Origin of the sequence: Actinoplanes sp. NPDC051513, assembly GCF_044454685.1 — a bacterium.
Classification (GTDB): Bacteria; Actinomycetota; Actinomycetes; order Mycobacteriales; family Micromonosporaceae; genus Actinoplanes.
In genome coordinates, this window is record NZ_JBITDW010000005.1 from 271,760 (window position 1) to 290,194 (window position 18,435).

An 18,435-nucleotide genomic window follows, 5' to 3' on the forward strand; every position below is an offset into this window, starting at 1 on the left:
CTACTTGGCCAGGAAAGGGGATTACGGGCGGTCGCGGTCGGCGCCGATGTCGTCCTGGTACGTGGCGCCGCCGTCCGCGGCCTTGGTCAGTGGCTTCGCGCCGCCCTCGGGCGGGCCGGCCAGGGACATCTCGCCCGCGGCCAGGTGCGGGAACTTCCCGTCGAACGCCGGGCGCTCCGAGCGGATGCGCGGCATGTGGTCGAAGTTGCGCAGCGGCGGCGGGCTGGACGTCGCCCACTCGAGCGAGTTGCCGTGGCCCCACGGGTCGTCGACATTCACGACCTGACCCACCTTGTAGGAGTGCCAGACGTTGTAGAGGAACGGCAGCGTGGCGCAGCCCAGCACGAACGAGCCGATCGTCGAGATCGTGTTGAGCGTGGTGAAGCCGTCGCTGGCCAGGTAGTCGGCGTACCGCCGCGGCATGCCCTCGGTGCCCAGCCAGTGCTGCACCAGGAACGTGCCGTGGAAGCCCAGGAACGTCAGCCAGAAATGGATCTTCCCGAGCCGCTCGTCGAGCATCCGGCCGAACATCTTCGGGAACCAGAAGTAGATGCCCGCGAACACCGCGAACACGATCGTGCCGAACAGCACATAGTGGAAGTGCGCGATCACGAAGTACGAGTCGGACACGTGGAAGTCGATCGGCGGGGCCGCCAGCAGCACCCCGGACAGTCCACCGAAGAGGAATGTCACGAGGAAGCCGATCGCGAACATCATCGGTGTCTCGAAGCTGATCTGGCCGCGCCACATCGTGCCGATCCACACGAAGAACTTCATGCCGGTGGGGACCGCGATGAGGAACGAAAGGAAGCTGAAGAACGGCAGCAGCACCTGGCCGGTGACGAACATGTGGTGCGCCCACACCGACATGGACAGCGCGCCGATCAGCAGCGTCGCCGACACCAGACCCTTGTAGCCGAACACCGGCTTGCGGCTGAAGACCGGGATGACCTCGGTGATGATGCCGAAGAACGGCAGCGCCACGACGTACACCTCGGGGTGCCCGAAGAACCAGAACAGGTGCTGCCACAGCATCGGCCCGCCGGTGTCGACGTCGAAGACGTGCGCGCCCACCACACGGTCGGCGGCCAGCGCGAACAGCGACGCGGCCAGGAACGGGAAGACCAGGATCACCAGCAGGCTGGTGACCAGGATGTTCCACGTCATGATCGGCATGCGGAACATGGTCATGCCGGGCGCGCGCAGGGTCAGGATCGTGGTGATCATGTTGACGGCGCCGAGGATCGTGCCGAGACCGCTGATGGCGAGGCCGACCACCCACATGTTGCCGCCGATGCCCGGCGAATGCAGCGAGTCGCTCAGCGGCGCGTAGGCGAACCAGCCGAAGTCCGCCGCCCCGCCCGGGGTGAGGAACCCGCACATCGTGATCGTGCCGCCGAACAGGTACAGCCAGTAGGCGAACGCGTTGAGGCGCGGGAAGGCGACGTCGGGCGCGCCGATCTGGATCGGGATCACGAAGTTCGCGAAGGCGAACACGATCGGGGTGGCGAAGAACAGCAGCATGATCGTGCCGTGCATCGTGAACAGCTGGTTGAACTGCTCGGGCGAGAGGATCTGCATGCCCGGCCGGGCCAGCTCCGTGCGCATCAGCAGCGCCATGAATCCGCCGAGCGCGTAGAACACGATCGACGTGATCATGTACATGATGCCGATCTGCTTGGCATCGGTCGTCCGCAAGACCCGGGTGAACGCCGATCCCTTCACCTGTCGCCGGACCGGGTACGGCCGGGTGGCTACCGGGCGCGGGGCGACTTGCGTCATGCGGAGCTCCTCGGATGTCACGCGTACGGGAAACCATTGCGCACCTTTCGTTATAGGCTTCCCCGGGTCCGAACCGCATGATTTCCGCGCAATGCCCGCATCTCCGGCGATCCCGGCGGAGATAACGATATGGGTTGGTCAGCGTTGACGGGCCCGCATGCCCGGGAGCAGGGTGTGTCGATGCGTGATCCCGCCCCCGAGCCGGAGTGGCGGCTGCCCGATCAGCCCGACCCCGACCCGGGCGGCCGGCCGGTGCACGCCGTGCTGATCAGCCTGCTCGCGCTGGCCGTGCTGTGCTGCGGCGGGGTGGGCCTGGTCCGGGCCTTCACCGGAGGCGACGACGCCCCGGACACCGGCGCGGTGGCCGGCGGTTGGCGGGAGCCGGCCCCCTTCGCCCGCGCGACGACGGCCGCCGTTCCGCTCGTGCCGAGGGTGGCGGTCCGGACATCCGCCTCCAAGGCCCCGCCGAAGCGGACAAAACGGCCATCCTCCAAGCCGGCGACGAAGAAGCCCACCACGAGGCCCACAACGAAGCCCACGACGAGGCCCACACCGTCGCCGACGGTCACCGCCGAGGGCCCGATCGTGCGTCCCGGCGCGTTCTGCTCCCCGGTGGGCGCGATCGGCTACACGGCGAAGGGCAAGATGATGCGCTGCACCCGGCGGACGGGCGAGGCCCGCGCCCGCTGGCGAGCCGTTTAGAGCGCCGCCCCGAGGCTCGTCCGTGGGCGCAGCACCCCGGCCGCGAGGGCCCGGGCCGCGACGGCGTCGAGGAAGGGCTGGTGCAGGTCCACGCCGGTGACGTGGCCGCCGGGGAGCTGGGCGAGGCGAACGGTGGCGGCGCCCGGGCCGCAGCCGACGTCGACGATCCGCGGACGGCCGGGCAGCGGGGCGGCCAGGCGCAGCAGCAGTGCGGTCGTGTCCCCCGAGCCGGGGGCCTCGCGGGGCAGGCCCTGGTGGGCACGCCAGAAGATGTCTGTCACGAGGAAGCAGTCTGCCGGTGACGAACGGACGCCGGTCAGAGGGTCTGAAGCTGACGGTGGACGGCGGCCGTCGTCCGGTCGACGTCACCGGTGGCGAGCAGGTCGAGCAGGGCGCCGCGGAGGATGGCGAGGGCGGCGGTGCGCCGGACGAGAGCGCCGGGCGAATCCGGCTCCGCGGCGGCGAGGACGGCCAGCCAGTCGGCGACCGTGGCGGCCGCGAAGCCGGACCACGGGCCGGACGACGGCGAGAGCAGGCTGCGGGCGTACGCCTCGACCCACAAGCGCAGCAACGGACGGTGAGCGTCGGCGGAGAGCCATCGCCAGACGGCCTCGGACGCGGCCGTCAGGCCCGCGGACGCCGGGAGACCGTCCAGCAGCGCGAGCTCCTCGGCCCGCGCACGGGCCAGCAGCGCCTTGACCAGGCCGTCCTTGCTCTCGAACAGGAACAGCAGCACGCGAGGGCTCGAGCCGATCGCGGCGGCCAGCGGGCGGAGCGAGAGGTCCGAGAGGCCGTGCTCGCGGACGTACGCGTATGCCAGCTCCAGCAATTCCTCTCGCCTGCCCGCCGCCACGACCGCTAGCATCTCACTGAAACGACTGTTTCAGTGAGGAGGGGTCAGGATGATTCGGGAGCTCGGGGAGCCGGGAGACCTCGGCTGGGTGGTCAAGGCGCACGGCGAGATCTACGCCAAGGAATACGGCTGGGACACCAGCTTCGAGGCGCTCGTCGCGCGGATCGTCGCCGACTACGCCAACGGCCGCGATCCGGAGCGCGAGAACGCGTGGGTGGCCGAGATCGGCGGCAGGCGGGCCGGGTCCGTCTTCTGCGTCGACGCGGGCGAGGACGACACCGCGGTGCTGCGGATCCTGCTGGTGACGCCGCAGGCGCGGGGGCACGGCGTCGGCGGGCAGCTGGTCGACACGTGCGTCGCCTTCGCGAAGGCCGCCGGCTACGCGCGGATGCGGTTGTGGACCAACGATCCGCTCGTCGCGGCGCGGCACATCTACCTGAAGCGGGGGTTCCGGCTCACCGGCGAACAGAAGCACCGCAGTTTCGGCGCGGACCTTGTGGGCCAGACATATGAGCTGGCCCTACGCTGATCGCATGGATGCCGAGTACGACGACGCGGCGTACGTTTCGACCGGCAAGCTCCCCTCCGCCGACATGGTCCGCAAGGGGCTCGACGAGGCCTACGAGCGCTACCGCGACGAGACCGGCGGCGCGCCCTCCACGCTCTACCCCGCCCTCGCCCGGGTCCCACCGCATCTCTACGGGTTGTGCGCCTCGGGCGTCGGCGGCGGCATCTACGCGGCCGGCGACGCCGAGCAGGGTTTCGCGATGATGAGCGTGGCCAAGCCGTTCGTCTTCGCGCTGGTCTGCGAGGCGCTCGGGGCCGGCGAGATGCGGCGCAACCTCGGCGCCAACGCGACCGGCCTGCCGTTCAACTCGGCCGCGGCCATCGAGCGCTCCCCCGACGGCCGCACGAATCCGATGGTCAACGCGGGCGCGATCGGCACGGTCAGCCTCGCGCCCGGCGGCGACGTCGAGGACAAGTGGAAGTTCGTCCAGGAGGGACTGTCCCGGTTCGCCGGTCGCGAGCTGCCGCTCGACGAGGAGGTGTTTCCCTCGGCCGCGGCGACCAACCATCGCAACCGGGCCCTGGCGAACCTCCTGCAGACGTACGGGTTCCTGGGCTGCGACCCGGTCGACGCGGTCGACCTGTACACCCGGCAGAGCTGCCTGCGGGTCACCGCGACCGACCTCGCCGTCATGGGCGCCACCCTCGCCAACGGCGGCGTCAACCCGCGCACCGGCGAGCGCCTGGTCGGGCCGGCCGCCTGCCATCACACCCTCGCGGTGATGGCGACCGCCGGGCTCTACGAGACGTCCGGGGACTGGCTCTACGACGTCGGCGTCCCCGGCAAGAGCGGCATCGGCGGCGGCATCATCGTGGTGTCCCCCGGCAAGGGCGGGCTGGCCGCCTTCTCGCCACCGCTCGACGCGTACGGGAACAGCGTGCGCGGGCAACTGGCGGCGAGCTTCCTCTCGCGCCGTCTGGGACTGACCCTCTTCGCGTCGAAGTCGGCCCAGGACTGACCCTCAGCCCGCGAGGGCGTCGACCAGACGGCGGGCGGAGCCGGCGAGGTTCCACCGCTCGGCCAGCACCAGCAGCGCGTCCGGGTTCTTCGGGGCCCGGGGCAGCGCCGGGTCGAAGGGCGGCAGCTTCACGTCGAGGGCGACCTTGCAGACCGGCAGCGCCTTCTCGAGGTACTCCTTCGAGGCCGCGAGTTTGGCGCGGACGCCCGGGGCGAAGCCCGCCTCGGGGTCGTCGAGCGCCGCCAGGATCTCGATGACGCCGCCGTAGCGGGTGACCAGCCGGGCGGCCGTCTTCTCACCCACGCCCGGCACGCCCGGCAGGCCGTCGCTCGCGTCGCCGCGCATGGCCGCGAAATCCGCGTACCACTTCGCCGGCACGCCGTACTTCGCCTCGACCAGCGCGTTGTCGGCGTCCTCGAGTTTCGCGACGCCGCGCCCGCAGTAGAGCAGCCGCGTCCTGCGGTCGTCGTCGACCAGCTGGAACAGGTCGCGGTCGCCGGAGACCACCTCGACCGGCGCCGGCTGGGTCGCGGCCAGGGTGCCGAGCACGTCGTCGGCCTCGTACCCGTCGACACCGAACGCCGGGATGCCCACCGCGGCGAGCACCTCGAGCAGGACCGGGATCTGGCGCTCGAGGGACGGCGGAACCACCTCGACGTCGCCGTGGGCAACCCGATGCTTCTTGTACGAGGGGACCAGCGCGACCCGCCACTCGGGCCGCCAGCTCGCGTCCAGCGCGCAGACGAGCCGATCGGGCCGCCGCGTGCGGACCAGTTGCGCGATCATGTCCATGAACCCGCGCACCGCGTTCACCGGCTCGCCGGCGGCGGTCTGCGCCGCCTTCTCGGGGATGCCGTGGAAGGCGCGGAAGTAGAGGCTGGGCGCGTCGACGGCGAGCAGCGGCTGTGCGGTCACCCCGACACTTAACCACAGGAGTGCGAATGCGAGCCGTCGTGCTGGACGCGCCCGGGCCACCGTCGGCCCTGCGGATCCGCGATCTGCCCGTCCCCGTGCCCGAGCCCGGCCGGGTGCTGATCGAGGTGCGCACGGCCGGCCTCAACCGCTCCGAGCTGCACACCCGCCTGGGCCTGGCTGAAGGCGTGGTCTTCCCGCGGGTGCTCGGCATCGAGGCCACCGGCGTGGTGGCCGCGGCGGGCGAAAGTGCCGCTGGCCAGGGTTTACGCGCTCGACGAGATCGCGGAGGCGCACGCCGGCCTCGAGGCGAACCGGGCCGCCGGAAAGCTGGTGGTGTCGATGCTGACGCCTCACCTGAACGGTCGTTAAGATGGACGGGTGACCGTTGACCGGATCCTCCCGACCGAGGAAGCCTACGAGCTCCTCGACCTGACCCGTGAGCTCGCCGACGGTGAGCTGGCCCAGGCCGGCGATTTCGAGCGGCGCGGCGAGTTCCCCCGCGAGATCATCCGGACGCTCGGGCGGGCCGGCCTGCTCGGCCTGCCCTACCCCGAGGCCGACGGCGGCGCCGGGCAGCCCTACGAGGTGTACCTGCAGGTCCTCGAGATCATCGCGGGCCTGTGGCTGGCCGTCGCCGAGGCGGTCAGCGTGCACACGCTCGCGTGCTACCCGGTCTACGCGCACGGCAGCGAACGCCAGCGCAAGCTCCTGCCCGACATGCTCGGCGGCGATCTGCTCGGGGCGTACGCGCTCTCCGAACCGCAAGGCGGCTCGGACGCCGCGGCCCTGTCGACCCGGGCGACCCACGACGGCGCGGGGTGGGTCGTCAACGGCACAAAGGCGTGGATCACGCACGCCGGCCACGCCGACTTCTACAACATCTTCTGCCGCACCGGCGGCCCCGGCGCCGCCGGAATCTCCTGCCTGCTCGCCGACGCCGGCACGCCCGGCCTGCTCGCGCAGAAACCCGAGCGCACCATGGGCCTGCGCTCCTCGGCGCCGGCCCAGCTCGTCTTCGACAATCTCCACCTCGACGCGGAAAGCCTGGTCGGCGTCGAGAACGGCGGCTTCCGCATCGCCATGGAGGCCCTCGACGCGGGACGGCTCGGCATCGGCGCGTGCGCGGTCGGGCTGGCGCAGGCGGCGCTCGATTTCGCGGCGGCGTACGCCCGCGAGCGCACGCAATTCGGCAAGCCGATCGCCTCCTTCCAGGGAATCGGCTTCATGCTCGCCGACATGGCGACCCAGGTGTCGGCGGCGAGGGCGCTGGTGCTGGCGGCGGCGAGGCTCAAGGACGCGGGCCGCCCGTTCTCCATCGAGGCCGCCAAGGCGAAACTTTTCGCCACCGATGTCGCGATGAAGGTGACGACCGACGCGGTGCAGGTGCTGGGCGGGTACGGCTACACCAGCGACTACCCGGTGGAGCGCTGGTTCCGCGAGGCGAAGGTCCTGCAGATCGTCGAGGGCACCAACCAGATCCAGCGGATGGTGATCAGCCGGTCGCTGACCGGGGCGTAGCGGCGGCCGGCCGGTCAGGAGTACCGCAGGTGCAGCATCATGCCGGCGTCGGCGTGCGGCAGGTTGTGGCAATGGTTCGCCCACATCCCGGGGTTGTCGGCGCGGAAGGCCACCTTCCAGACCTCGCCGGGCCGTACGTCGAACGAGTCGAGCCACAGCGGGCTTCCGGTCGCCGGGACGCCGTCGCGGGACAGCACCAGCACGTGGTGGCCGTGCAGGTGCCACGGGTGGATCGCCAGTGACCGGTTGACGATGGTGAACTCGACGGTCTCGCCCAGGTGCACGACCTCATCGGGGATGTCCGGGTAGGCCGCGCCGTTCACGGTGTGGGCGTAGCGGGGCAGCAGGCCGCGCAGGTCGAGGCCCCGGTCGAGCACCAGGGTGAACTCGCGGTCGGGCCGCGGCAACGGCGCTGCGGCCGGGGCGACGCCGTAGGCGAGGGGATCCAGCACCGGCCAACTTCCGGTCGCGGTCGACACCGGCCTGGTCGAGTAGACCGCCCGGCCGTCCGCGAACAGCGCCACCGGGGTGGCGGGGGCCGTGAAGGTCAGGTCGTAGCGTCCGCCGGCGGGGATCAGGACCGCGGTGTCCGACAGCGGCGTGGGCCCTTGCAGGTCGGCGCCGTCGATCGCGGCCACCCGGAACGGGGCGCCGGCCAGGGCGTACCGGTGGGTCGTGCTGTCGGTGTTGATCAGCCGCAGCCGGACGGGAGTCCCCGCCGCGACCCGCTCGGTCGTCGCGGCGGGCAGCGCATTGCCGGCGAGGGTGTGCACCGGCACGGTCACGTCGACGCCGGTCACCGGGGCCGGGCGGACCACCAGCACGCCGTACAGCCCCATCCGGACGCCGACGTCGGAGGCCTCGTGCGTGTGGTACCAGTAGGTCCCGGGCTGATCGGCCCGGAACCGGTACACGAACTGCTGCCCGGGCAGGACCGCCGCCTGGGTCACGCCGGGCACCCCGTCCTGGCTGTTCGGGACGTCGTACCCGTGCCAGTGCAGCGTGACGCCCCGGCCGATGTCCCGGTTGCGCAGCGTCACCTCCAGGAGGTCGCCCACGGTCGCGGTGATCGGCGGGCCGGGCACCTGCCCGTTGAACGCCCAGGCCGCGACGTCGTGCCCGCCCAGCCGCACCGTGGTGGTCCCGGCCGTCAGGGTGATCCGCTGGTCCGGCGCCCCCGCGGCCGGCGTCGCGGCGAACTCATGACGATGGGGCGTGGCCGGCGCCGCGCCCGGCGCGACGGCGAGGCCCGTTCCGGCCACCAGCGCCGCCACCGCACCCCCGACCGCCGCCCGAGGGGTACGCCCGCCGAGCAGCCGCCACGACACCAGCGTCACCCCGGCCACCCCGGCCGCCGCGAGCAGCCCGGCGCTCGCCGACGCCGGGTAGCCGTGCAGGACCGTGACCAGCACGGCGGCGCTCGACGCGTACCCGGCGAACAGCAGCGTGACCGGACCCCGGCGCAGCCCGGCCGCGACGACCGCGGCGAGCGACAGCGGGCCGCCGATCAGAACCTTCTCCCCCGCGAACCACCAGCCGGCCCGGGCGAGCGCGACCGTGGTGCCCGCGCGGGCCAGCGTCGCGAGCAGCGCCGCCACGGCCAGGCCGAGCGTGAGCCGGCGCCGGCCGGATGCCGCCGCCGCGCCCGCGCCCAGCCACCCACCCGCGGCGAGCACCCCGGCCAGGAGGTCCAGGATGATCATCGTGCCGGTGGTCATGCCGGCTCCAGCGCGACGGGAGCGGGGGCGGCCAGCTTCCGGGCCGCCCGCACCAGGGCGACCACGAAGTGCACCGCGACGATGCCGTTGACCGCGTGCAGCCCACCGATGATCAGCGCGACGGGAGTGCTGGCGCCCGCGTCGTCGGTGAGCCCGTTCGCGAGCGCGGCCAGCAGCACCTGCAGCAGCACCACGCCGAGGGGCAGGATCGCCAGGCCGACGACCCGCCCGGGCGCGCGCGACAGCAGGGCGAGCACGGTGGTGAGCACGGTGAGGGCGGGGATGACCGCCATCCCGGTGATGCTGTGCAGCGCGTAGTCGCCGTCCCCGCCGGCGGGCTTCGCGAACGCGCCGACGGCGGCGAACACGAACTGCAGGGCGAACGCGACGAGCAGCAGGCTGCTCGCGATGACCAATGCCTTGCGCATGGCCGGGCTCCTATCGGTGAGCCGGGTCGAGGGCCCGGGCGACGTGGTCGGTGGCGGTCATCGCGCCGTACGCGACGAGCCGGACGAGATCGGCGTCCGACGGATGCGACAGGCGCCAGAGCTCGACGTCGCCCCGGCTGATCGCGGCCGGCGCGAACGCCGCGAGCAGCGCGATCCGGGCGCCCACGCGATCGGCGGCGGGCAGGTCGCGGACCAGGTCGGTGGCCCAGTCGGCGGGCCGGGCCGGGTGCCCGCCGTCCTCCCACCGCGCCGTGGCGGTGACGGTCTGCCGGGCGGTCCCGCTCAGGAGTTCTCCGCCGGTGGCCGCACGCAATGCCGCGTACGCGGCCCCGACCGGGCTGTCCCCGGCCCAGGCGGGCGGGTCGGGAAGGCCGGAGCCCAGCAGCGTGAGGCCACGGCCCGGCGCCTTCTCGACCCGGACATTCCGGGCATAGAGTCGTCCGCCGGCCGAACGCACCGCCGGGAACCGCTGCAGCCCGCCCGGCAGCAGATCCGGGGTGAGCAGCGCCGAGACGACCCGGTTGATGAAATGGAACGCCAGCAGCGTGCCGGTGAGCGCGACGCCATAGGGACTGGTCCAGCCCGATGCCCGGGGGTTCCGGCTGGCCTCGGCCCACTCGACGAGCTCGGCGTGCCGGGGCGAGGCCGGGGTCCCGCCCTCCGCGATGGTCTCGGCCAGCGAGTGCTCGCCGAGCGAGTGCAGCAGCGTCACGTGCGCGTCGACGCAGAACCGGCAGCGATTGGCCCGCGACACGGCCGATGCCACGACCTCGCGGTCCACGCGGTCGCCGGGCGAGGCCAGCAGCGCCTCCCGCATCAGGGCCCACGTGGCGGCCAGGACGTCAGGCGCGGCCGAGAGGGCCTTGAAGGTCGGCACCGGCCCGAGGAAGTCTTCCCGCATCTGCCGGTAGACCTCGGCGGCGAGACCGGTCGCCGGCCCCGGGGTGAAGAAACGGTATGTCATGGGAATCGATGCTCGTCCCGGCGGCCCGGGAAAGCGTCGTGCCGGCGCAGACACCTGGCCTTCCGCCCGCACGACCTGCGCGGTACGCCCACGTACTGCGAATGCAGGATGCTCCGGCCGGGCGCCCGTCCTAAAGTGCGACCATGCGACCCGACCTCCCCTACATCCTGGGCGGCGCCGCCATCGGCGTCCTCCTGCTCGGCGACGCGATCATCGCGCCCGACGCCGGCCCGGTCGGGGCGATCGACGTCGTCCTGATCCTGGCCGCGGCGGCGGCCGTGGCGTTGTGCCGTCGGTTCCCGGTGCCGGCCCTGGTGGTCGTCACCGCGGCCATGCTGGCCCTGCACGTACGGGTCCACGCGGGCGTGTCCGCCGCCTTCCCCGTCCTCGGCGTCGTCTACGTCGCCGCCTGGCGCGGCCATCGCGCGATCTCCGCCGTGGCGAGCGTGGTCTTCCTGGCCGGCTTCCTCGCCCGCGACATCTCGGTGGCGCCCCCCGGCCGGCCCGGTCAGGAGATCATCGAGCGCACCTCCCTGCTGCTGGGCTGGTTCGTGGCCGCCAACGTCGCGGGGCTCGTCGCGCGGCAGCGCCGGGCGTACCTGGAACAGGCGGAACAACGTGCCTTCGAGGCCGAGCGCACCCGCGACGAGATGGCCCTGCGCCGCGCCGGCGAGGAGCGGCTGCGCATCGCCCGCGACCTGCACGACTCGCTGACGCACAGCATCTCGGTCGTCAAGGTGCAGGCCGGGATCGCCGTGCACCTGGCCCGCAAGCAGGGCGAGGAGCCGTCGGCCGCGCTGCTGGCCATTCAGGAGGCCAGCGGCGCCGCGATGCGCGAGCTGCGGGCGACCCTCGAAGTGCTGCGGGAGCCCTCCGATGTGGACTCGGTCGGGCTGGCCCGGGTCGGCGAGCTGGCCGAACGAACCCGGGCCGCCGGCGTCCCGGTGCAGCTCACGGTCACCGGCGGCCCCGCGGAGCTGCCCGCCGAGATCGACCAGGCCGGCTACCGCGTCGTACAGGAGGCGCTGACCAACGTGGCCCGGCACGCCGGTCCGGCCAGCGCCGAGGTCCGCCTCGCGTACGAGTCGGCGCGGCTGACCGTCGAGGTGACCGACGACGGTCTTCAGGGCGCCGGCCCGGTGACGCCCGGCGTGGGCCTGCTCGGCATGCGGGAACGGGTCGCCGGGCTGGGCGGCACGTTGCACGCCGACCACCGCGACGGCGGCGGGTTCGCCGTGCGGGCCACCTTCCCGCTGGACGGCCGCGCGTGATCCGCGTCCTGCTCGCCGACGACCAGGCCCTGATGCGGGCCGGGTTCCGGGCGCTGCTCGACGCCGAGGACGACCTGGAGGTGGTCGGGGAGGCCGCCGACGGCGCCGGCGCGGTCCGGCAGTCGCGCCGGTTGAAGCCCGACGTGGTGCTGATGGACGTGCAGATGCCCGGGCTCGACGGCATCGAGGCGACCCGGCACATCGCCGCCGATCCGGGCCTCGCCGGCGTCCGCGTGCTCATCCTCACCAACTACGGCCTCGACTCGTACGTCTTCGCGGCGCTGCGCGCGGGCGCGAGCGGTTTCCTGCTCAAGGACGCCGACCCGGCCGACCTGCTGCGGGCGGTTGCCGTCGTGGCCCGCGGCGAGGCGCTGCTCGCGCCGGCGGTCACCCGGACGCTGATCAGCGAGTTCGTCACCGCTCCCGCGCCGTCCGACCCGGCGGCCGGCCGCGACCTGCTGACCGCCCGCGAGCAGGAGATCGTCGAGCTGGTGGCCCGCGGCATGAGCAACGACGAGATCGCCGGAAGCATGGTGATCAGCCCGCTGACCGCCAAGACCCACGTCAACCGGGCGATGACCAAACTGCATTGCCGCGACCGCGCGCAGCTGGTGGTGTGGGCCTACGAGTCGGGCCTGATCACCCCGCGCCGCCGCTGAGGTCGCGTCGTCGCCGGTGGGCCTGCTGCGCCGCTCGCGGTATGCGGGATGGGGCGTGCGGTCTTCCGGGTGGAGCGTGCGGTCTTCCGGGTGGGGCGTGCGGTCTTCCGGGTGGGGCGTGCGGTCTTCCGGGTGGGGCGTGCCATGTGCCGGGCGCGATATGCCGGACGTTGGCGCGGCGGGCTGCGCGAGTCTCCGCTGTGGTCGGCGCCGATTTCTCCCGGCCCGCCCCACGCCGATGCGATCGGTATTCGCCATGGTCGGTGGAGGCTGTCGAATGGTGTTTGCCGTTGCGGAAGAATGACGCGGAACACCGTTGACGGAATGGTACGCACGGCGGCCGAAATTTGGTCGGCGCCGCGGGTCGGTGGTGTGTGATCTTGGTCGGCGGGCGCACGAGCCGGGCCACAGTGACGGGTTCTTCCGTAACGACCCGGTGCGGTAGACCCGAAACCGCCCCTGGGCCGAGAGATTCGGTCCTGGTCGGCGGAGGCCAGTTGGTCGCCCGCGGCCGGCATGACCTGCTCGGTGGGTGCGGGCTGCGTGACCCGCTCGCCCGTGGCCGGTTCACCCGCGGCGGGCGCGGCCTGCTCAGTGGGTGCGAGCTGCGTGACCTGCTCGCCCGTGGCCGGCATGGCCTGCTCAGTGGGTGCGGGCTGCGTGACCTGCTCGCCCGTGGCCGGCATGACCTGCTCGGTGGGTGCGAGCTGCGTGACCCGCTCGCCCGTGGCCGGCATGGCCTGCTCGGTGGGTGCGGGCTGCGTGACCTGCCCGATCGTGGCCGGTTCACCCGCGGCGGGCGTGGCCTGCTCAGTGGGTGCGGGCTGCGTGACCTGTTCGGCCGCGGCGGGCACCGCCGGGATGGGCTGCGTGATCTGGTTGCCCACCGGGTGCACCACCCGCTGTGCTGGTGAGCCGAGGCCCTGGCCGGTGCGGGCGGGAGCGGGCGGCCCCACCGGCGCCACGGGCCGCCCAGGCGTGCCGGCGCCGCCGGACCAGAGCCGACGCTCGGCCGCCGTCAAGGGCGAGCCGTCGTCACCGCCGTGCAGGCGGCGCAGCTTACGAGCGTGCCGCTCCACAAGCCCCCACGCGCGATGCCGGGCATGCACGCGACGGAACTCTTCACGCGCCGGCGAATAACGACGCGACCGGGTCGGATCACGCATTTCCGCCAGCTGGGACCTGGTGAAGAACTCCATCTGCCGCACCCCAGAATTATCCCACCTCAAAGAATCCGGCGGTAAGCCCAGAACCGTTTTGGATCATGCCATTCTCGCCCCGAAATAGCCGCCGTCAACAATGGTAATATCAGGCCTGCGCTCCCAAACTATCGGGAAGCCCCAGCCGCGACGGCCGCTGCTACCGCGACCAGGCAGGCACCGGGCGATGGCATCCCCGGCCCGACCACCATCACGCCGTAACCGGCCGCAACCAAGCCGGTCGGTAATGGCACCCCGACCGGACGGTCGGTAATGGCACCCCGACCGGACACCACAGCCGAACCCGACCAGCCAGCCGCCAGCCGCGGCAACCGCAAACCGGCCACCCCCACAGTGGGCAACGAGAGATGCAGCACCACCAGGTGGGGGAAGCGAGACCCCAACCCCAGAACGTCTCTAGTTCCAGAGGGCGGCCGGCGACTCGGCGTCCGGGATCAAGACATGTTCGGGGTGACGAACGCGACCGTGGGCAGCGACGCGTAGTTGCTGCTGGACGGGAAGCTCGCGTAGGTCAGGTTGCTGGCCGCCGGCACGTTGCCGAAGTCGACCCAGCTGTTGTGCTTGCGGCGGTAGGTGCCGCTGGAGCAGCCGGTGTAGCCGTTGGACGGCATCGACTCGGAATAGCCCCGGAACGACAGGCCCGCGGTGATCAGCTGGTTGCCGAGGTTGTTGCCGCTGAACGTCTTGGGGCAGTCGGCCCCCGACGAGTGCGAGGGTCGCCACAGCGACCGATACACGCCGTACGGACATGTCTCGCATCGTCGGCAGGGCCGGACAAGCATGCCCGCACGGCACGTGGACGGCAGATTACGATTGAAAACCGTCGATAGGGAACGCATGAATGCCGGATTCACTCCGACGGCGTGCCCTTCCCCCGCCTGACCAGGATGAACCCGGCGACGGCGGCCACCACGACCACGACCAGCACCCAGATCCACCAGGTGCTGCTGCCGTCGTCGTCGTCGGCCGGAGTCGCGGCCACCGGGGTCACGGAGGTCGTCACGGCGGGCGCGGGCGACGCCGGCGCGGACGCGGACGCCGATGCGGGCGACGCCGGTCCCGACGCGGGCGCCTCGCCGGCAGCGGCGGACCCGCTGGGAGCGGCCGCGGGGCCGGCCTTCAGCGTGACCAGCGGGGCGGGGTGGTCGGGCTCGTCCTGGCCGGGCTGCTGGATCTCGATCCAGCGGACCACCTCGCCGTCCCCGTACGTCTCCAGGGTCTTGAAGCTCAAGCGGGTCTGCCCGGCGGGCAGCTTGGCGATCTTGACTTTCCAGACCGAGTCCTGACCGATCTTGAGGGCGCCGCCGCCGACCGTGAAGCCGTCCGGCAGCTGCTGGTAGGTCCAGCCCGCGGGCGCCTTGACCAGGGTCACCGTGCCCGGCTCGATGCCCTGGGGCAGCACGACCCGCTCGCTCTTGATGCCGGCGCTGTTGCTCTCGGCCTCGCCGGTGAAGGTGAGCGTGACATTTTCCGCCCCGGCGGTCGTCTTGTCCGCGCCGACCTCCACGTGCGCGAGCGCCGGACCCGCCAGGCCCAGCACCGCGAACCCCGCGACGGCGCCGATCGTCGTCACCCGCGACCCGCATCGCACTCCCCGGCCTGCCTTCCCTGAATACGCCACGAGGACACAGTCGTCCGCCGCGGGCGAAAAGTTCCGACGAATAGTACGGCGCTGGGGTTGTCGAAAGCGCTCAAGCCCGGAGCGGGCCGCCCGATTGAGGGCAACGGAGGCAACCCGGCCGACGGTGCGAACGAACGGAGAGCGCATGACGACGCGAGCCGCGCGCGCGTGCTTCGGCGCGTGGATTGTGGTGCTCACCGCCGTCTACTACGCCTTCCCCGGCAGCCACCTGTACACCTGGGCGGCGCTCGGCTACTCCAGCGCGGCGATGATCGTCGTCGGCGTACGCCTCAACAAACCGGCCCGCAAGCTGCCCTGGTACCTGCTCGCCGTGGCGCTGGTGTTCTTCAACACCGGGGACAACACGTACAACCTGATCATCGCGGTCGGCGGCACGCCGACCTTCCCGGGCGCCGCCGACGTGCTGTACCTGCTGGTGTATCCGCTGCTCACCGGCGGTTTCCTGCTGTTCGTGCGGTATCGCTCGGGCGGGGTCGGCAACCGGGCCGCGCTGCTCGACGCGCTGGTGCCCACCGTCGGCCTCGGCCTGCTCGCCTGGATCTACTGGATCGCGCCGTTCACCCGCGCCCACGAGCTGTCGACGCTCGAGAAGCTCGTCTCGGTCGGCTACCCGCTCGGCGACGTGCTCGTGCTCGCCATGACCCTGCGGATGGTCTCCACGCCCGGCCGGCGGCCGCGCGCGCTCACCGCGATCGGCATCGCCATGGTCGGCCTGCTGATCTCGGACATCTTCTACGGCCAGTCGCAGCTCAACAGCGACTGGGCGCTCGGCGGGCCGGTCGACCTCGGCTGGATCGTCTTCTACGCGTTCATGGGCTGGACGGCGCTGATGCCGTCGATGCGCAAGCTCACCGAGCCGTCCGGGGTGACCGGCGGCCACGACATGGGCACGCACCGGATCGTCTGGATGGCCACGGCCGCGCTGATCGCCCCGGCCGCGCTGTACATCGAGTGGATCGGCAGCGCCGAGGTCGAGAAGGCCCGCGACGGCGTCGTCGACGCTCCGGTCATCGCCGGCGCCGCGGCGCTGATGTTCCTGCTGGTGCTGGGCCGGGTCAACGGGCTCGCGCTGGCCCAGCGCCGGGCCCGCGCCCGGGAGCGGGCGCTGCGCCAGGCCGGGGCGGCGCTGTTCGCCGCCGCCGGCGTCGAGGACGTGCTCGAGGCGGCCGGCCAGGCCATCCGCACGCTGATGCCCAAGGACAAGCCCTACGAGCTGCTGATCACCGACGACACCGTCGAGGCGCCGACCCGGATCGGCGTGCGCCTGATGACCGCCGCCGAGCTCCCGCCCGGCGTGCCCACCCACGGCTTCGACGCGTTCGCGGTCGGCCAGCTCCCCCTGCCCGGCGACCCGCCGCGGCAGTCGCTGGCCGTGCTCGCCGCCGCCCCCGAGGTGCTCGCCGATCTGACCGACACCCTCGAGGCGCTGTTCGCCCAGGTCGAGGTCGTGCTCCAGCGGATCGCGCTGACCGGCGAGGTCAGCCGGCGCGACAGCGAGGCCTGGTTCCGGACGCTGATCCAGAACGCCTCCGACGTGATCCTCATCGTCACGGACGACGACGAGATCCGGTACGCGAGCCCGTCGGCCGCCACCGTCTTCGGGCACGAGGACCTGGCCGGCACGCCGCTGTCCGCGCTCGTCGCGGTCAGCCACCACCGGACCATGCAGGAGATCCTCGCCGCCGTCCGCGCCGGGCGCGGCACCCAGAACAGCCCCGACCTGACGATCCTGTGCGCCGACGGCCGGCTCGCGCAGGCCGAGGTCGACGGCCGCGACCTGCGCGACGACCCGACCGTGCGCGGGCTCGTGCTCACCATCGGCGACGTCACCGAGCGCCGCCGCCTCGAGGACGACCTGTCCCACCTGGCGTTCCACGACGGGCTCACCGGGCTCGCCAACCGGGTGCTGTTCCGCAACCGGCTCGAGCAGGCGTTCGCCGAGTGCGAGCGCCAGTGCCGCACGCTCAGCGTGCTCTTCGTCGACCTCGACGACTTCAAGGAGGTCAACGACACCCTCGGGCACGCCGTCGGCGACGAGCTGCTGGTCACGGTCGGCCGGCGGATCGCCGAGATCATCGGGCACGGCAGCACCGCGGCCCGGATGGGCGGCGACGAGTTCGCCATCCTCATCGAGGACGGCCACCCGGCCGGCGCCGCCGAGCAGGTCGCGGCCGCGATCGTCGAGGCCCTGGCCGTGGCGGTCGAGGTCTCGGACGGCATCGGCGGCTCGCACATCGTCAGCGGCGCGGCCAGCGTCGGCGTCGCCGCGAGCACCGACGCGGCCGGCGCCACCGAGCTGCTGCGCCACGCCGACCTGGCCCTCTACCAGGCCAAGGGTGGCGACAAGGGCACCTGGCAGCGATACCAGCCGGAGCTGCACACCGCGATGGTGCAACGGCTGGAGATCCGGGCCGCGCTGCACGACGCGATCGAGGGCGAGCAGTTCCACCCGATGTACCAGCCGATCGTCGACCTGCACACCGGCCTGATCACCGGCGTCGAGTCGCTGGTGCGCTGGGAGCACCCGACCCGCGGGCTGCTCGGCCCGTTCCACTTCATCGAGGTGGCCGAGGAGAGCGGCGCGATCGTGGCGATCGGCATGTCGGTGCTGCGCCGGGCGCTCGCCCAGTTCGTCGCGTGGAAGACCAAGGACCCGGACATCTCGCTGCGGTACGTGAGCGTCAACGTGTCCGCGCGGCAGTTCCGGACGCCCGGCTTCGTCGACCAGGTGCGCCAGGCCATCGTCGAGGCCGGTGCGCGGCCCGAGTGGCTGCTGCTGGAGATCACCGAGAGCCTGGTGCTGCGCGACGCCGACCAGGTGTGGGCCGACCTGCGGGTGTTGCGCGCCATGGGCGTACGCATCGCGATCGATGATTTCGGCACCGGGTCCTCGTCGCTGAGCTACCTGCGCCAGATGCCCGTCGACGTGCTCAAGCTCGACAAGTCGTTCATCGACGACATCCTGAGCAGCGAGCAGCAGCACACCATGGTCGACGCGATCGTGACTCTCGCGCGCAACCTCGACCTCGCGGTCGTGGCCGAGGGCATCGAGGACGCCGGGCAGCGGGCCGCGCTGGCCCGCATGGGCTGCCCATATGGACAGGGATACCTGTTCTCGAAGCCGGTCCGGCCGGCCGAGATCCTCGAGCTCGCGCACAGCGTGCCGGAACTCGTCTGAGGGTTTCTGACGGATATTCACTAGCGGCGGCGGCCCGC

At 72.3% G+C, this 18,435-nt stretch carries 18 protein-coding genes and 1 pseudogene; 10 read left to right on the forward strand and 9 right to left on the reverse strand.

All coding sequences use genetic code 11. The features are described 5' to 3' along the window. Positions 1 to 21 precede the first annotated feature (21 nt). Positions 22 to 1,782: a cytochrome c oxidase subunit I gene (gene ctaD / locus ACIA5D_RS19145; RefSeq protein ID WP_396031300.1), complete on the reverse strand. Its 1,761-nt coding sequence runs from the start codon at positions 1,780 to 1,782 to the stop codon at positions 22 to 24. Between the two features lie 180 nt (positions 1,783 to 1,962). On the opposite strand from ctaD, the gene ACIA5D_RS19150 reads away from it, so the two are divergent. Beyond that, positions 1,963 to 2,484, forward strand: a complete 522-nt coding sequence (locus tag ACIA5D_RS19150; RefSeq protein ID WP_396031301.1) for a hypothetical protein — start codon at positions 1,963 to 1,965, stop codon at positions 2,482 to 2,484. On the opposite strand, the gene ACIA5D_RS19155 is transcribed toward ACIA5D_RS19150, so the two are convergent. Further along, positions 2,481 to 2,765 carry a class I SAM-dependent methyltransferase gene (locus ACIA5D_RS19155; RefSeq protein WP_396031302.1) on the reverse strand — a complete coding sequence of 95 codons (285 nt, stop codon included), beginning with the start codon at positions 2,763 to 2,765 and terminating at the stop codon, positions 2,481 to 2,483. The two genes, ACIA5D_RS19150 and ACIA5D_RS19155, sit on opposite strands and share 4 nt — an antisense overlap. Before the next feature lie 35 nt (positions 2,766 to 2,800). Beyond that, positions 2,801 to 3,337, reverse strand: coding sequence for a TetR/AcrR family transcriptional regulator (locus tag ACIA5D_RS19160; RefSeq protein ID WP_396031304.1), 537 nt, complete (start codon positions 3,335 to 3,337; stop codon positions 2,801 to 2,803). Positions 3,338 to 3,386: 49 nt separating this feature from the next. Between ACIA5D_RS19160 and ACIA5D_RS19165 the strand changes: the two genes are divergently transcribed. Then, on the forward strand, positions 3,387 to 3,866 hold the full coding sequence (locus tag ACIA5D_RS19165; RefSeq protein ID WP_396031306.1) for a GNAT family N-acetyltransferase: 480 nt from the start codon (positions 3,387 to 3,389) through the stop codon (positions 3,864 to 3,866). Between the two features lie 4 nt (positions 3,867 to 3,870). Next, positions 3,871 to 4,863, forward strand: a complete 993-nt coding sequence (gene glsA / locus ACIA5D_RS19170; protein ID WP_396031307.1) for a glutaminase A — start codon at positions 3,871 to 3,873, stop codon at positions 4,861 to 4,863. Positions 4,864 to 4,866: 3 nt separating this feature from the next. On the opposite strand, the gene ACIA5D_RS19175 is transcribed toward glsA, so the two are convergent. After that, positions 4,867 to 5,778: a 5'-3' exonuclease H3TH domain-containing protein gene (locus ACIA5D_RS19175; protein WP_396031308.1), complete on the reverse strand. Its 912-nt coding sequence runs from the start codon at positions 5,776 to 5,778 to the stop codon at positions 4,867 to 4,869. A gap of 26 nt (positions 5,779 to 5,804) precedes the next feature. Here ACIA5D_RS19175 and ACIA5D_RS19180 point away from each other — a divergent pair. The 3 genes and pseudogenes from ACIA5D_RS19180 to ACIA5D_RS19190 all read left to right on the forward strand — a co-directional run. Continuing rightward, positions 5,805 to 6,017 (forward strand): annotated as a pseudogene (locus ACIA5D_RS19180) (alcohol dehydrogenase catalytic domain-containing protein); the annotation flags it as partial. Between the two features lie 7 nt (positions 6,018 to 6,024). Then, positions 6,025 to 6,147 (forward strand): zinc-binding dehydrogenase, encoded by a 123-nt coding sequence (locus tag ACIA5D_RS19185; protein ID WP_396031688.1) that lies wholly within the window; start codon positions 6,025 to 6,027, stop codon positions 6,145 to 6,147. Positions 6,148 to 6,156: 9 nt separating this feature from the next. Next, positions 6,157 to 7,296 (forward strand): acyl-CoA dehydrogenase family protein, encoded by a 1,140-nt coding sequence (locus ACIA5D_RS19190; protein WP_396031309.1) that lies wholly within the window; start codon positions 6,157 to 6,159, stop codon positions 7,294 to 7,296. A 14-nt stretch (positions 7,297 to 7,310) separates the two neighbouring features. On the opposite strand, the gene ACIA5D_RS19195 is transcribed toward ACIA5D_RS19190, so the two are convergent. From ACIA5D_RS19195 to ACIA5D_RS19205, 3 genes are read right to left on the reverse strand one after another with little or no spacing between them, the layout of a single operon-like run. Next, positions 7,311 to 9,014, reverse strand: coding sequence for a multicopper oxidase family protein (locus ACIA5D_RS19195; RefSeq protein WP_396031310.1), 1,704 nt, complete (start codon positions 9,012 to 9,014; stop codon positions 7,311 to 7,313). Beyond that, on the reverse strand, positions 9,011 to 9,442 hold the full coding sequence (locus ACIA5D_RS19200) for a DUF6220 domain-containing protein (protein WP_396031311.1): 432 nt from the start codon (positions 9,440 to 9,442) through the stop codon (positions 9,011 to 9,013). Before ACIA5D_RS19200 ends, ACIA5D_RS19195 begins: the two co-directional genes overlap by 4 nt. 10 nt (positions 9,443 to 9,452) lie before the next feature. Then, on the reverse strand, positions 9,453 to 10,427 hold the full coding sequence (locus ACIA5D_RS19205; protein WP_396031312.1) for a carboxymuconolactone decarboxylase family protein: 975 nt from the start codon (positions 10,425 to 10,427) through the stop codon (positions 9,453 to 9,455). A gap of 143 nt (positions 10,428 to 10,570) precedes the next feature. Between ACIA5D_RS19205 and ACIA5D_RS19210 the strand changes: the two genes are divergently transcribed. The 3 genes from ACIA5D_RS19210 to ACIA5D_RS19220 all read left to right on the forward strand — a co-directional run bounded on the left by ACIA5D_RS19210 (position 10,571) and on the right by ACIA5D_RS19220 (position 13,271). After that, the gene (locus ACIA5D_RS19210) at positions 10,571 to 11,698 is read left to right on the forward strand and encodes a sensor histidine kinase (RefSeq protein ID WP_396031313.1); all 1,128 of its coding nucleotides are present in this window, start codon (positions 10,571 to 10,573) and stop codon (positions 11,696 to 11,698) included. Beyond that, a complete protein-coding gene (locus ACIA5D_RS19215) occupies positions 11,695 to 12,357 on the forward strand; it encodes a response regulator (RefSeq protein WP_396031314.1) in 663 nt (220 codons plus the stop codon). The genes ACIA5D_RS19210 and ACIA5D_RS19215 overlap by 4 nt, the downstream gene beginning before the upstream one ends. A 497-nt stretch (positions 12,358 to 12,854) precedes the next feature. Next, positions 12,855 to 13,271: a hypothetical protein gene (locus ACIA5D_RS19220; RefSeq protein ID WP_396031315.1), complete on the forward strand. Its 417-nt coding sequence runs from the start codon at positions 12,855 to 12,857 to the stop codon at positions 13,269 to 13,271. 740 nt (positions 13,272 to 14,011) lie between these two features. Here ACIA5D_RS19220 and ACIA5D_RS19225 read toward each other — a convergent pair. Together ACIA5D_RS19225 and ACIA5D_RS19230 are read right to left on the reverse strand one after the other, a co-directional pair. Beyond that, complete coding sequence (locus tag ACIA5D_RS19225; RefSeq protein WP_396031316.1) at positions 14,012 to 14,314, reverse strand: alkaline phosphatase family protein; 303 nt, start codon at positions 14,312 to 14,314, stop codon at positions 14,012 to 14,014. Between the two features lie 113 nt (positions 14,315 to 14,427). Then, entirely contained in the window at positions 14,428 to 15,150 is a 723-nt protein-coding gene (locus ACIA5D_RS19230) for a DUF1775 domain-containing protein (RefSeq protein WP_396031318.1), read from the reverse strand. A gap of 193 nt (positions 15,151 to 15,343) precedes the next feature. Between ACIA5D_RS19230 and ACIA5D_RS19235 the strand changes: the two genes are divergently transcribed. Continuing rightward, complete coding sequence (locus tag ACIA5D_RS19235; RefSeq protein WP_396031319.1) at positions 15,344 to 18,397, forward strand: putative bifunctional diguanylate cyclase/phosphodiesterase; 3,054 nt, start codon at positions 15,344 to 15,346, stop codon at positions 18,395 to 18,397. The last annotated feature ends 38 nt before the right edge of the window (positions 18,398 to 18,435 follow it).

Excerpts from the sequence above, each read along its gene's own strand:
- ctaD (WP_396031300.1), bottom strand. The coding sequence starts at position 1,782 with ATGACGCAAGTCGCCCCGCGCCCGGTAGCCACCCGGCCGTACCCGGTC.
- ACIA5D_RS19150 (WP_396031301.1), top strand. The coding sequence starts at position 1,963 with ATGCGTGATCCCGCCCCCGAGCCGGAGTGGCGGCTGCCCGATCAGCCC.
- ACIA5D_RS19165 (WP_396031306.1), top strand. The coding sequence starts at position 3,387 with ATGATTCGGGAGCTCGGGGAGCCGGGAGACCTCGGCTGGGTGGTCAAG.
- glsA (WP_396031307.1), top strand. The coding sequence starts at position 3,871 with ATGGATGCCGAGTACGACGACGCGGCGTACGTTTCGACCGGCAAGCTC.
- ACIA5D_RS19195 (WP_396031310.1), bottom strand. The coding sequence starts at position 9,014 with ATGACCACCGGCACGATGATCATCCTGGACCTCCTGGCCGGGGTGCTC.
- ACIA5D_RS19200 (WP_396031311.1), bottom strand. The coding sequence starts at position 9,442 with ATGCGCAAGGCATTGGTCATCGCGAGCAGCCTGCTGCTCGTCGCGTTC.
- ACIA5D_RS19205 (WP_396031312.1), bottom strand. The coding sequence starts at position 10,427 with ATGACATACCGTTTCTTCACCCCGGGGCCGGCGACCGGTCTCGCCGCC.
- ACIA5D_RS19210 (WP_396031313.1), top strand. The coding sequence starts at position 10,571 with ATGCGACCCGACCTCCCCTACATCCTGGGCGGCGCCGCCATCGGCGTC.
- ACIA5D_RS19235 (WP_396031319.1), top strand. The coding sequence starts at position 15,344 with ATGACGACGCGAGCCGCGCGCGCGTGCTTCGGCGCGTGGATTGTGGTG.